The organism is Bradyrhizobium sp. CB82, assembly GCF_029714405.1.
Lineage (GTDB): Bacteria > Pseudomonadota > Alphaproteobacteria > Rhizobiales > Xanthobacteraceae > Bradyrhizobium.
This window is the reverse complement of sequence record NZ_CP121650.1, coordinates 742,723-755,558: the sequence shown is the minus strand read 5'-3', so window position 1 is coordinate 755,558 and position 12,836 is coordinate 742,723. Positions and strand designations below refer to the sequence as shown.

Annotated in this window: 9 protein-coding genes and 2 pseudogenes; 7 read left to right on the top strand and 4 right to left on the bottom strand. The window is 62.8% G+C overall.

Annotated elements, in window-relative coordinates; genetic code table 11:
• Positions 1 to 77 precede the first annotated feature (77 nt).
• Positions 78 to 1,703 (bottom strand): glycosyltransferase family 39 protein, encoded by a 1,626-nt coding sequence (locus QA640_RS03550; protein WP_283039393.1) that lies wholly within the window; start codon positions 1,701 to 1,703, stop codon positions 78 to 80.
• 115 nt (positions 1,704 to 1,818) lie between these two features.
• Here QA640_RS03550 and lepA point away from each other — a divergent pair, with 115 nt between their 5' ends.
• The 3 genes from lepA (at position 1,819) to QA640_RS03535 (ending at position 5,197) form a co-directional block, all read left to right on the top strand.
• Positions 1,819 to 3,630: a translation elongation factor 4 gene (lepA, locus tag QA640_RS03545; protein ID WP_283039392.1), complete on the top strand. Its 1,812-nt coding sequence runs from the start codon at positions 1,819 to 1,821 to the stop codon at positions 3,628 to 3,630.
• A 480-nt stretch (positions 3,631 to 4,110) separates the two neighbouring features.
• Complete coding sequence (locus QA640_RS03540; RefSeq protein ID WP_283039391.1) at positions 4,111 to 4,383, top strand: hypothetical protein; 273 nt, start codon at positions 4,111 to 4,113, stop codon at positions 4,381 to 4,383.
• A 304-nt stretch (positions 4,384 to 4,687) separates the two neighbouring features.
• The gene (locus QA640_RS03535; RefSeq protein ID WP_283039390.1) at positions 4,688 to 5,197 is read left to right on the top strand and encodes an Hsp20/alpha crystallin family protein; all 510 of its coding nucleotides are present in this window, start codon (positions 4,688 to 4,690) and stop codon (positions 5,195 to 5,197) included.
• Between the two features lie 476 nt (positions 5,198 to 5,673).
• Here the strand turns inward: QA640_RS03535 and QA640_RS03530 are convergent, their stop codons facing one another.
• Positions 5,674 to 6,237: a hemerythrin domain-containing protein gene (locus QA640_RS03530; RefSeq protein ID WP_283039389.1), complete on the bottom strand. Its 564-nt coding sequence runs from the start codon at positions 6,235 to 6,237 to the stop codon at positions 5,674 to 5,676.
• Positions 6,238 to 6,342: 105 nt separating this feature from the next.
• Between QA640_RS03530 and QA640_RS03525 the strand changes: the two are divergent.
• Positions 6,343 to 6,507, top strand: a pseudogene (locus QA640_RS03525) (acyl-CoA dehydrogenase); the annotation flags it as partial.
• A 170-nt stretch (positions 6,508 to 6,677) separates the two neighbouring features.
• On the opposite strand, the gene QA640_RS03520 reads toward QA640_RS03525, so the two are convergent.
• Positions 6,678 to 8,723, bottom strand: coding sequence for an EAL domain-containing protein (locus QA640_RS03520; protein WP_283043108.1), 2,046 nt, complete (start codon positions 8,721 to 8,723; stop codon positions 6,678 to 6,680).
• 557 nt (positions 8,724 to 9,280) lie between these two features.
• Entirely contained in the window at positions 9,281 to 10,018 is a 738-nt protein-coding gene (locus QA640_RS03515) for a hypothetical protein (RefSeq protein ID WP_283039388.1), read from the bottom strand.
• A gap of 258 nt (positions 10,019 to 10,276) precedes the next feature.
• On the opposite strand from QA640_RS03515, the gene mepA reads away from it, so the two are divergent.
• From mepA to modA, 3 genes and pseudogenes are all read left to right on the top strand, one after another.
• Entirely contained in the window at positions 10,277 to 11,221 is a 945-nt protein-coding gene (gene mepA / locus QA640_RS03510) for a penicillin-insensitive murein endopeptidase (RefSeq protein WP_283039387.1), read from the top strand.
• A 172-nt stretch (positions 11,222 to 11,393) separates the two neighbouring features.
• Positions 11,394 to 11,863, top strand: a pseudogene (locus tag QA640_RS03505) (hypothetical protein).
• Between the two features lie 185 nt (positions 11,864 to 12,048).
• The gene (modA, locus tag QA640_RS03500) at positions 12,049 to 12,834 is read left to right on the top strand and encodes a molybdate ABC transporter substrate-binding protein (RefSeq protein WP_283039386.1); all 786 of its coding nucleotides are present in this window, start codon (positions 12,049 to 12,051) and stop codon (positions 12,832 to 12,834) included.
• Positions 12,835 to 12,836 lie beyond the last annotated feature (2 nt).

Genomic DNA, 12,836 nt, shown 5'->3' with positions numbered 1-12,836 from the left:
CCACCAACTCTTGATCTTTGCAACAGAATGGCGGGCACGCTTCGCTTTGCCCACCCATCGCACAAGGGACGCGTCGGTCACCCGCCCGGCGGCGCGATGTAGACGTTCCACGTCATCGACGGCCCGGCTCTGCCATGCGTGAAGCGGCGCGTGGTCATCACGACCCGCTCGGCATTCGGCGCGGTCTCCTTCACCCACTTTTCAAGCTCGGCGAGGCGGCCGTCGGTCGGATCGAACACGCCAATGAAACCGAGCCTTTTCACGTCCTCGGGCACGGTCAGGCCGGAACTCCAGGCTTCGTGCGGCGTGAACGGGCTCGGATGGTCGGGGCTGTAGAACGCCATCGGCTGGATGGTTTCCATGGTGCCGGCGACGATCGGCCAGCGTGAGCCGAAGCGCGTGCGCCACACTTGGGTCAATTCGCGCGCGAGCTCGGAACGCGCGCCATAGGTCGCGGTGTTGCCCGCATTCGCCGCCATCTCGCGCGCGGCAATGAAGGGCGAGGCCGCGAGCGTTGCCAGCGACAGCACGAGCCAGATCGCGGCGATGTTGAACAGGCTCGCGCGCTGCACGCGCAGCGCCGGGATCGACACCAGTGCCAGCGGCACCAGGAAGAACAGCGAGATGCCCCAATCGGTCTTCATGTAGATGCCGAAGGCGAGCGCGCCGAGCGGCGGGCCGACCGCGACGATGATCTGGATGATCCAGATATTCAGCGCCTGCGAGACGTTCACGCCCGGATTGTCGCCGCGCGCCCAGGCGCGGGTGACGATCGCCAGGGGATCGCGTCGGAGCAATCTCCACCACGGCGGCACCAGCGCCATCGCCAGCGCCGCCAGCGCCACCGGGAGTGCGAGCAGTGCGAAATTGTGCACGGCGTAGCCGCGCACCAGCTCGTTGATCTGGGCGCGATCGGTGAGGCTGTAGGTATCGCCGGCATAGGTCAGCGGCACGAAATGCGCGTCAGCCAGCCAGACGCCATGCGGGATCATCGCGACGAGCAGCGTTGCGATCGCAACCCATGGCGCCGGCGAGGCCAGAAATCTGACGCGATCCGGATGGATCAGCGCGGCAAGGCCGATCGCGCCGATCATGGTCAGCACCCAGTATTTCGTCATCAGCGCGAGCGCACCGGCGAGCCCGAGCAAGATGCCGGACTGCCAGCTCCGCTTCTCGAACGCGTTGAGATAGGCAAGTACCAGGAGCGGCAGCGTGACGAGTTGCAACAGGTCCGGATTGTACTTGAAACCCTTGAAATTGAAGATCGGGTAGAGCGCGACCATCACCAGGACGAGGAACGCGCGCCGGGCATCGACCACGCGCAGCGCAATCAGCCAGCAGATCACCATGCCGACGCTGACGGTCGCCATCGCGAGCGCATAGGTCGCCCAATCCCTCGGCGGGAAGACCATGAACCAGAGGCCCGCGATCCAGCCCGACAGCGGTGGGTGCTTGCCATAGCCCAGCAGGAATTTCTGGCCCCAGGCATAGGCCTCTGCGACGTCCATATGAACGTCCTGCGCTGCCTTCAGATTGATCAGGGTGAAGGTCCAGATCACCGCATGGAGGACGGTAAGCTGGATCACCAGCCACAGGCGGGTTTTGGGATCGGTGGCACTGGCGACAAGTCGGGCCACGAGCCGCCTGGCGCTCAAAGCGCTTTTCGCGTGCGTTCCGGCGGGCAGGATCGAAGTCGTCGACATGGGGCGTTGCGTAGCGCGTTTTGGTCCCGCGTGGAATCAGCTTGGCGTGAAGAAAGGCCCTGAAAATACAGTAATATGGTTGCCGCACGGGGATGTGAGTGGTATCCCGCGCCCCATGACGACCGCCCCCATTTCCAACATCCGCAATTTCTCCATCGTCGCCCATATCGACCATGGCAAATCGACGCTGGCCGACCGCCTGATCCAGATGACGGGCGGTCTGTCCGAGCGCGAAATGGCCGGCAAGGAGCAGGTGCTCGATTCCATGGATATCGAGCGCGAGCGCGGCATCACCATCAAGGCGCAGACCGTTCGGCTCTCGTATCGCGCCAAGGACGGCAGGGATTACATCTTCAACCTGATGGACACGCCCGGCCATGTCGACTTCGCCTACGAAGTCTCGCGGTCGCTGGCGGCCTGCGAGGGTTCCCTGCTGGTGGTCGACGCCAGCCAAGGCGTCGAGGCGCAGACGCTCGCCAATGTCTACCAGGCGCTCGACAACAATCACGAGATCGTCCCGGTCCTGAACAAGGTCGACCTTCCGGCCGCCGAGCCGGACAAGATCAAGCAGCAGATCGAGGACGTCATCGGCATCGATGCATCGGACGCCGTGATGATCTCCGCCAAGACCGGTCTCGGCGTGCCTGACGTGCTGGAGGCCATCGTCACCCGCCTGCCGCCACCGAAGGGCGACCGCGATGCGACCTTGAAGGCGCTGCTGGTCGACAGCTGGTACGACGTCTATCTCGGCGTCGTCGTGCTGGTGCGCATCGTCGACGGCACGATGAAGAAGGGCCAGCGCGTCCGCATGATGGGCACGGGCGCGGCCTATGACGTCGAGCGCGTCGGCTTCTTCACGCCGAAGATGCAGCAGGTCGACGAGCTCGGTCCCGGCGAGATCGGCTTCATCACCGCCGCGATCAAGGAGGTCGCCGACACCCGCGTCGGCGACACCATCACCGACGACAAGAAGCCGGTCGCCGAGATGCTGCCGGGCTTCAAGCCGGCCATCCCGGTCGTGTTCTGCGGCCTGTTTCCGGTCGATGCCGACGATTTCGAGACGCTACGCGCCGCGATGGGCAAGCTGCGGCTCAACGACGCCAGCTTCTCCTTCGAGATGGAGACTTCGGCCGCGCTCGGCTTCGGCTTCCGCTGCGGCTTCCTTGGCCTCTTGCACCTCGAGATCATCCAGGAGCGGCTGTCGCGCGAGTTCGATCTCAATTTGATCGCGACCGCGCCGAGCGTCATCTACAAGATGAAGCTGACCGATGGCGCCGAGATCGAGATCCACAATCCCGTCGACATGCCCGACGTGGTCAAGATCGCCGAGATCGACGAGCCCTGGATCGAGGCCACCATCCTCACCCCCGACGAATATCTCGGCAGCGTCCTGAAGCTGTGCCAGGACCGCCGCGGCTCGCAGAAGGAGCTGACTTACGTCGGCTCCCGCGCCATGGTGAAGTACGATTTGCCGCTCAACGAGGTCGTGTTCGATTTCTACGACCGCCTGAAATCGGTCTCCAAGGGCTACGCCTCGTTCGACTATCACCTCACCGACTACAAGCCGGCCGACCTCGTCAAGATGCAGATCCTGGTCAATGGCGAGCCGGTCGACGCGCTCTCGATGCTGGTGCATCGCACCCGCGCCGAAGGCCGCGGCCGCGCCATGGTCGAGAAGATGAAGGAGCTGATCCCGCCGCACATGTTCCAGATCCCGATCCAGGCGGCGATCGGCGGCAAGGTGATCGCCCGCGAAACGGTGCGCGCCCTGCGCAAGGACGTCACCGCGAAGTGCTATGGCGGCGACATCACGCGTAAGCGCAAGCTTCTGGAGAAGCAGAAGGAGGGCAAGAAGAAGATGCGGCAGTTCGGCAAGGTCGACATCCCGCAGGAAGCTTTCATTGCCGCGCTGAAGGTCGATAGCTGAGGCGGAGGCTCAGAGCACTCGGAGCTTGGTGAGATTTGCGTGTGGCCTGGGCTTCCGTGGCCGGATAACGAAAATATCGAAAACCCCATGCAAAGGAGCCGGCGGCCCTTCGCGTCAATCTGCGGATTTTACGAAATCGCTTGACACGTCGGGCAAATCACCAGCATGATGCCATCATTGCAGCGCCTGTGATCGGCAGTGCTCGCCAAAGCCGTCGAAGCAGCCGCGAGCCTCTCTCCGCGGTCCTCCAGCCACGCCACTCAGCCTATCGGACCGGCACCGGTTGCGCTCGAACATGACCGGGTTCAGGCATTCATGCTGTCCCTTTCCGCAATGAGCGGAAGGTGACTGGCTCCCTTTTCTACGCCCTAGTGTTATCCTGAACCGACTGGAGGCGCTGTTGGGACGTGATGTCATGCACCGATACATCTCTCGGGCCAATGTGGATCACTACATCGCTTACTGAACGGCGGTGATCTCGTGCCTCGGAACCGCGAAAGCGTCACCAAGCTGTTGATCGCGGAAGAGGACAAGCTCAGCCACGATCTGGAGCATCTTGAATTTGCCCAGAGGAGAGCTGCGAGGGGACGCGAATGCGTGAACCGCGTCAGGAGCTTGCGCGATTCCTGCTCTTTCGGAACGGCGGAGCGCGAGCAAGCGGACAGGCTGCTAGTCAACTACGAAAACCTGCAGACCCTGCTGGAAGATCTTTGCCATCGCCTGCGCGACAAGATCAACGCGCGCCACGTTTAAAGCCGCCGCAATTCCAGAGCCGTCAGCTTCCCAAGGGCCGGCGGCTTTGCTTTCTTCAAGCGATGGACCCGAACCTACCGCACGCATTCATGGGATTTTCGGTAGGCGCGCTTCGCGCCGAGAGCTCCCTCGCCCTGAGGTCGCGGTTCGACCAACGGAACGTCGGCGGTGTTGCGACGAAACCCAGTTCTCCGAGAGCAGGGTTTTTGGCCGGGAGCATTCGAGCATTTGAGCTGGATCAAGGTCATCAGAACCGGGAGGAGCAGCATATCTCAAGAGGTTTTCCAAACGGTGGAGAGAACAGATGAGCCTTCCAAGACTATGGCCGATGGGCAGCCAAGAACTCGACCCGTTCCGGGCCATGCGGCGTGAAATGGAAAATGTGTTTCGCGCCTTCAATCAGAGTTCGTCTTCTTCCAACATTGGGGCAGGTGCACCGGCGATCAGTGTGGCGGAAACAAAGGATGCGTTCGAAATAACCGCCGAGCTTCCGGGCGTGGACGAGAGGGATATCAAGGTCAGCCTTGATGAAAACCAATTGGTCATTTCCGGTGAGAAGAAGGCGGAAAGCAAGAGAGAGGAAAGGAACTGGCATGTCGAGGAGCGGAGCTACGGCTCGTTCTACCGATCCATGTCCCTGCCTTTCGAACCGGAAGATGGTGCCGTCGACGCGCATTTCGACAGGGGCGTGCTGCATCTCACGGTCAAGAAGCCCGTCAAGGCGACAAAAGTCACCAAGACAATCGATATCAAGACAGGCGCTCCGCCGCACACGGACGCCGGCCAAACGGCCGCGCCGAACAAGGCCGCTTAAGCTCCTAAAGCGCGATCCGGAAAAAGCGTGAAGCGGTTTTCCCTCGCGACAAACGCGGAGCGTTTGCGCGGAGACCATGCGCAAACAAACAACCTTGAAGCGCGATGACGATTCATCCTGATCTCATCGCGCTTTAGCCTTACTGCGTCATAAACGCTCTAACTCTACTCCTCATCCTGAGGAGCTTGCGAAGCAAGGGTCTCGAAGGATGTGGGCCACAGGCGGGGCCTCATGGTTCGATACGCGCTTCGCGCTCCTCACCATGAGGGTTAGTGACACAGCAAGATTAGCGCAAGAATACTTAAGAGGCCCGAATTCTCCGATCCAATTCGGGCCTCGTAGCAGGCTGTTCGCACTTCCCCATGTGCCAAAAACGACCTTCAGAGGCTGGATAGCGTTTCGCAATCCACGCAAATCAAGATCGGAAAGGGAGACGGCCGAACCAATTGTCTCTTGCGAGCGCAATGCAAAACCGCCTAGCGTCGATCGGCTTCGGCCTCTTGTTCCAACCCCAAGATTCGCGCTCGTAGTTCGTCGAAGGTTTCCTCTGCAGCCTCGCTAAACAGCGGATCCTCTTGACTGGTTGAGGCTGAGGCGATCTCCGTCCAATCCTGAGGCTGTAGAGCCTTGAGGGCGGCGGGAAAGAAATCGCGATCCTCCATCATGATGTGACGCCGCTCGCTCTCTATGAAATCGCGAACGATGCGGTCCACATCCTGCCGCAGGATTTCCCGGTCCGCGAGGACCGCATCGACCGCCTGAGCAACGCGGCGCAAGCGCTCGACTCCCTTTTGATGCTCAAGTGCGAGGTTGCCCACCTTTGCGGCCGCAGCAGGATCGCGAAGTCTTAACCTGGCGAAGACCAGGTCTTCTAGTGGATGGTGATACAATTCCGGATAGAGCTGGAAATAGCTGATAATCCCGCGAATGACCTCATAGTCTGGCCGGTCTCCGCGATCGAATATTTCCAGTTCATGCTCGAGGATGCCGAGCAGCGTCTCGATATTGCGATGTTCTCGGGATAGGCGCTCAATGATCATTGCAGCCTCTAATGAAGCATTGAGATGGCGCAAACTAACATGAAAACATCGGGACTTCTTGCGCTAGATCAAACACTGATCGCGCGGCCGATCGCGCCAGAAGGCGCTATGGTGGTCGATACCGCCTATCACATGGCGGGCGCGACCGCAGTCTTCCGCAACAATCCCTTCGAGCGACGCTTTCGCGACATGCACGCCATCGCCCAGCAGAGCCAGCCGCGCGACACCCATTACGAGGATGTCGGCAGGGCGATTTTGACGGCGGGGTGAGGCGCCTGGAGCTATATGACAGGTCCGGTCGGGCGCCGCAGCCTTCAGCCGCCGCGAGAAACGCGCATAGCGCGGGCCGTCCGTCGTGGCTGGGTCATCGAGGCTCATTGGGGCGCTGATCCCGTCATCCGATTCAATCATCAGACGCCGGGATGCGGCTGGAGGTTCAATCACGCGACCAGCGCGGCGTTGTCGTCATCAGTTGCGTCCGCCCCGCGCTGTGCCTTCAGGAGGCTGATGATCTCGGCATTGGGGCGGGCCTTGGAAAACAGGAAACCCTGGCCCTCATCGCAGCCCTCGGCGCGCAGGCAGCTCAGCTCGGCCTCGGTCTCGACACCCTCGGCTGTGATGGTGACGCCCAGGCCTTTGCCGAGGCTGACGATCGAACGGATGATCGCCTGCGATTCGCGGTTGGCGCCGAGATCCCGGACGAAGGACTGATCGATCTTGATCTTGTCGAATGGGAAGCTGCGCAAGTAGCTGAGGCTGGAATAGCCGGTGCCGAAATCGTCCATGCAGATCCGCACGCCGAGCGCGCGCAGCGCATGCAGCGTCGCCAGCACCTGGCTGCTCTTTTCGAGCAGCAGCGTCTCGGTGATCTCGAGCTCGAGCCGGCGCGGCGGCAGGCCGGAATGCTTCAGCGCCTCGGTGACCATCGAGAGCAGACTGCCGCTGCGGAACTGCAGCGGCGACAGGTTGACGGCGACGCGGACGTCGTCGGGCCAGGCCGCGGCGTCCATGCAGGCCCGGCGCAACATCAACCCGCCGAGCGGGTTGATCAACCCGGTGTCCTCGGCGACCGGGATGAACTCGGCCGGCGACACCATGCCGCGCTCGGCATGCGGCCAGCGCACCAGCGCCTCGAAGCCGGTGATGCGTCCGCTCGCAAGGTCGATCAGCGGCTGGTAGAAGGGACGCAGCACGTCGTTCTGGATCGCGTCGCGCAGCTCGACCTCGATCTTGCGGCGGCTCTGCGCCTTCGCATGCAGCGCCGCCTCGAAGAAGGCGAACGCACCGCGCGCGTCGGTCTTGGCGCGCGACAGCGCCATGTCGGCGCTCTTCAAGAGCTTCTCGGACTCATCGCCGTCGCCGGGCGCCATGGCGATGCCGATGGAGGCGCCGATCACCACGGAGTGACCCTCAAGCAGATAGGGATCGGCGATGGCCTCCAGCAAACGCTTCGCAAGCCCTACCGCATCTTCCGGCCGCGACAAGCCGCTCTGGACAACGACAAATTCATCCGAATTGAGCCGCGCCAGCGCGTCCTCCTCGCGCAAAGTTGAGCGCAGCCGCTTGGCGACGCCGCGCAGCAGCTTGTCGCCGATCGCGTGCCCAAGCGTGTCGTTGACCGCCTTGAAATTGTCGAGCCCCAGCATCAGCACCGCGACCTTTTCGGCACCGCGGCGCGTGTGCAGCAGCGTCTCGTCCATCTGCTGGCGCAGCAGATTGCGGTTCGGCAACCCGGTCAGGCCGTCGTGCTGGGCCATGAAGGCGAGCCGCGCCTCGGCGCGCTTGCGTTCGGTGATGTCGATCAGCGCCAGCAGCACCGCCGGCCGATCGGCGTAGGTCAATTCGCGCGAATAGATTGCCAGATCAATCAGCGCGCCATCGGCCTTCACATGCCTCCAGGTGCGCGCCGCCTGCTCCTCGCTGCTCCGCCCGGAGATCCAGGGCGGCTCGCTATCGAAGGCCTGGAGCGAGCGGATCGTCAGTTTCTCGAATTCGGCACGACTGTAGCCGTAATGCGCGATCGCGGCGTCGTTGACGCCGAGGACGCGCTCGTCGTCCAGCGCGCAGACGATCATCGGCACGGGGTTGCCGTCGAACAGCAGGCGGAACGAGGCCTCGCGCTGCTTCAATTCGGTGATGTCGACGCGGAGGCCGACGACACTCCCGTCATCGGTCAGGCGCTCCTCGATCAGGATGACGCGGCCGTCGGCCAGCTTCTGCTCGTGGCGGGCGCCGGGCTGATAGAGCCTTTGCAGTCGCTCGGCGATCCATTCCTCTTCACGGCCGGCGGCTTCCGGATAGTCGCCGCGCGCAACGCCGATGCGCAGCGTGTCTTCCAGACGCGCACCTTGCGCGAAGAGATCCGCGGTCTTGTTGTAGATCTCGGCGTACTTCTTGTTCCAGAGCACATAGCGGCCCTCGGGGTCGAGGAACACGATGCCTTGCGGCAGGATGTCGATAGCCTGGCGCAGCCGCTCATGTGACATGCGCGCATCCGCGATCGCAGCTTCGGCTTCCGCGCGGCTCTGCGCGAGCGCGTCGATCCCGACCGGCGCATCATGCAGCTTTGCGCGCTTCGGCGCAGGCTTGCGCGAACGTCCTGTTGCCCAGGTGAGCGCCGTCCGCTTTCGCTTTTTTGCTTTTCGAGACCCCAAACTCAACCTGCCACGTCGTACCCGCGCCCAGCAGTCGCAAGCTGTGCGCCAATGTGTCTGAAGAAAAAGTAATCTTGGGCGCGCCGGCGGCCGAACGCGCCACTCAGCAACCGCACGGATTGTACTTTTCGTGCCCAGTTGCAAGGCGGCTGCGCCTTGAGCGTCGCGACAGACGAATGCGGTGGTCGTTATCGGAAGGAGGGGTTGCGCAAAAATGCGCCCTCCCTATGAATCGATTCCGAAGCCGTGTCCGTTTGCATACAGGGCACGACTATTCCCGACGTCATCGCACGAATTTTGATCAATCCAACATACGGTTATTGCGGCGTTAAGAGAGGCCATCGTCGGCGCCGTGGCCTACGACTTTGAAAGAGCTGTGGGGACGAACTCTAATCAGCACCCGGCGACAGGGGCAAAACAGCTTTCGCATTGTGGTCCGAAAGCAGTGCCGGCACGTCGAACTTGCCGGTCTGCAGATCATATCTGCAGCTCCAGTTGTGCACGACGCTGGTCTGCATGGGCTTGTGGTCCTTGACGTCGGCATCCCCCGACAGACTGATCAGAATATAGCGGTTCGCCGGCCAATCGGCGCCGAGCCAGCGATAGTTCTCTTCAATTCCCTTCACCAGATTCGCCGATATGTGATACTCCGGCTCCTTCTTGATCTTTTGCCAATCCGGACGAGTCTTCAGATAGGCCCACGCCAGGTCGCCGAGCGGCTTCTTGCTCGCGGGAACGTAGCCATGCGGAGCGAGGCGGTACAGATAGAGCGACAACTCGCCCGAGCCAGTCTTTTGCAAGCGAACGATCCATTTCAGATCGTTGGTGAAGATGAAGTCCGCGGGATAGCCGGCCGGCTCCGGATCAAGCAGCGTGAATGTGTCCTGACGGCGCGCCCAGAACTGCCATTTCCAGTCGTCCGTATCCTTGTTCAGATATTGCTCGATCGTTGTCGCGCCGTCCGGCGATCGCTGGGTGTATTTGTCTTCGATCTTGTAACCCGCGAGCGGAGTCGCCGGCTGCGCGGCGGCCGCTTCACTGCAGACGCCGATACCGCAGGCAACAAACAGGCCGATCCAGGATGTCCTGATCCAAGATGTGTTGATCCAAGATCTCCTTCCCTTCATATGTCTCGCTCCTTTCGATCCCGTCACGCGATTAGTCGCTCATGTCCTGATCGGGTTCGTTGTGGGCGCATGGGCGGCTTTCACCGCCGCAAGCAGGCCTTGGGCAGTGAACCTTTGCGGCGCGACCCGCGACAAACAACCGCCATCATCGCGACCGGCGGCGCGTGCCGCGCCGATCGCGCGATGCCCAACGCTGGTGTCCGCTCGCAAGCCTAATTCTTAACCCCGACGCGGCGTTGGGTTATAAGGGATGCCAGCATGAGTCCCTGCCGCCTCGCCCCCCTCCTGCTTCTGCTTGTCCTCCTGAACGCCGGTGGCGCGCTGGCCCAGGACAAGGGCAGCGTCAACCCAAAACCGCTGCCGCCGCTCGCCAATCCCAACGATCCCAAGATCGGCGCCAGGGAGCTGTTCGCACGAAAATTGCTGCCTTCGACGGGGCCGGCGCATGTCATCGGATCCTACGTCAAGGGCTGCATCGGGGGCGCGGAGGAGATGCCGCTCAACGGCGAGAACTGGCAGGTGATGCGGCTGTCGCGCAATCGCAACTGGGGTCATCCCAACATGATCGCGCTGATCAAGCGCCTCGCGGCCAAGGCGCACAGGGACGCCGGCTGGCCGGGCATCCTGGTCGGCGACATCGGCCAGCCGCGCGGCGGACCTGCGCTGTCGGGCCATGCCAGCCACCAGATCGGTCTCGATGCCGACATCTGGCTGACGCCGATGCCGGACCATCGCCTCTCGCGCGAGGAGCGCGAGGAGACGTCCGCGGTGATGATGGTGCGCGAGGACCGGCTCGATATCGATCCCAAGGTGTTCACGCCTGGCCATGTGCTGGTGCTGCGCGATGCAGCACAGGAGCCGGCGGTGCAGCGCATCTTCGTCAATGCCGCGATCAAGAAGGCGCTATGCCGCGAAGCCAAGGGCGACCGCTCCTGGCTGTCGAAGATCCGGCCGTGGTGGGGGCACGACTATCACTTCCACATCCGCATGCGCTGTCCTCCGGGCGCGGGCGAATGCCAGGGCCAGCCATCGCAATCCGAGGACGAAGGCTGCAAGCCGTCCGATCTCGCCTACTGGTTCAGCGACGCCGTGCTGCATCCCAAACCACCGGCGGAGCCACCCAAGCCGAAGCCACCGATGACGCTGGCGCAAATGCCCGCCGCCTGCAAAGCCGTGCTGCGCGCGCCGGACGCGAAGCCGTAGCGTCACTGCCGTCGGGATGACTGGGAAGGTGGTTGGCATCACGCGAATGCGCTAGGATCGGCTCGTCGCTGTGCCGTAAGCAAGCGGCATGTCGGGATGCGCGTCCCGTTCTTCGACCACACACCTGACTGCACGCCCCGCGTCCTTTGCGTGGCCAACGATGAGACTTGACATGCGCATCCTCACTGTCCTCGCCGCGCTTTCGCTCGGTGCGACCTCCGCTCTGGCTGCTGAAGAGCCGAGCGGCTGTGACAAGTTCAAGTGGCCGATCGAGCGGGAGCGCGCCGCGCTCACCGCGCCGGACCGTGCCAATCTCGCCTCGGGCGGCGAGCAGGCGGCGTTGCCTCATCAGCCATCACGCTGGCGCTGGTCGCGCCAGGCGAAGCCAGGCTGCCCTCCCCGCCGGAGCGCGCGCCGAAGGACGGCACCTTTGCCGGCTTTGCGAGCTTCAGGACCGCACCCAAGGCCGGCGTCTATACGATCAGCCTCTCGGCAGGCGCCTGGGTCGACGTGGTCCAGGACGGGCATTTCCTGAGGCCCGTGGCCTTCAGCGGCGCGACCGACTGTCATGGCATCCGCAAGCTCCAGGTCAGCGGTGCGAAGGAGAATTCGGTCTCGATCGCGATCCTGCCGAGCGAGTAGGCCTTAGACAAACGGTCGCCTTTGACCTAAAGCCTCCGCCTGCTATGTTGTGAGTAGCGATATCCTTGCCGGCCGTAAGTCGTTGCGGGGATTAGCGGAACAGCGCTTCCGTCCGTCGCAGGCCGACCCACCAACGCCAGATCTGCGCGTGCGTTTTCGCGCGCGAGCTCGGACGGAGCGCTCCCATGTTTCGTATTGCCGGATTTTTCACCGCCTTTGTGATCTTCCTTGGCGCGGCCCTCGCGCCGGCTCAAGCCGAGGACAAGATAATCACCGTCTTCGCCGCCGCCTCGATGAAGAGCGCGCTCGACGAGATCGACGCGGCGTACACCGCCAAGACCGGCGCCAAGTTCACGGTCAGCTATGCCGCGAGCTCGGTGCTCGCCAGGCAGATCGAGCAGGGCGCCCCCGCCGACGTGTTCGTTTCGGCTGACACCGACTGGATGGACTATGCGATGGCCAAAAAGACCATCAACGAGCCAACCCGCGTCAACCTGCTCGGCAACAGCATCGTGCTGATCGCGCCGAAGGATTCAGAGATCAACAACGTCACCATCGCCCAGGGCTTCGATCTCGCAAAGCTCGCCGGCGACGGTAAGATCGCGACCGGTGATGTGAAGTCGGTACCCGTCGGCAAATACGCCAAGGCCGCGCTGGAGAAGTTAGGGGCCTGGCAGGCGGCCGAGCCGAAATTCGCGATGGCCGAGAGTGTGCGCGCCGCGCTGACGCTGGTAGCACGCGGCGAGGCCGCGCTCGGCATCGTCTATTCGACCGACGCCAAGGTCGAACCCGGTGTCAAGATCGTCGGCACCTTCCCGGCCGATTCGCATCCTGCGATCATCTATCCGGTCGCCGCGACCGCGACCGCGAAGCCCGAGGCCAACGACTATCTCGCCTTTCTGCGCTCGACGACGGCCAAGACCATCCTCGAGAAGTACGGCTTCAAGTTCCTGATCACCCCCACGACTTGATG

Bases quoted from the DNA above. Each gene is read 5' to 3' on its own strand.
- QA640_RS03550 (WP_283039393.1), bottom strand. From the start codon at position 1,703: ATGTCGACGACTTCGATCCTGCCCGCCGGAACGCACGCGAAAAGCGCT.
- lepA (WP_283039392.1), top strand. From the start codon at position 1,819: ATGACGACCGCCCCCATTTCCAACATCCGCAATTTCTCCATCGTCGCC.
- QA640_RS03535 (WP_283039390.1), top strand. From the start codon at position 4,688: ATGAGCCTTCCAAGACTATGGCCGATGGGCAGCCAAGAACTCGACCCG.
- QA640_RS03530 (WP_283039389.1), bottom strand. From the start codon at position 6,237: ATGATCATTGAGCGCCTATCCCGAGAACATCGCAATATCGAGACGCTG.
- QA640_RS03520 (WP_283043108.1), bottom strand. From the start codon at position 8,723: ATGTCACATGAGCGGCTGCGCCAGGCTATCGACATCCTGCCGCAAGGC.
- QA640_RS03515 (WP_283039388.1), bottom strand. From the start codon at position 10,018: ATGAAGGGAAGGAGATCTTGGATCAACACATCTTGGATCAGGACATCC.
- mepA (WP_283039387.1), top strand. From the start codon at position 10,277: ATGAGTCCCTGCCGCCTCGCCCCCCTCCTGCTTCTGCTTGTCCTCCTG.
- modA (WP_283039386.1), top strand. From the start codon at position 12,049: ATGTTTCGTATTGCCGGATTTTTCACCGCCTTTGTGATCTTCCTTGGC.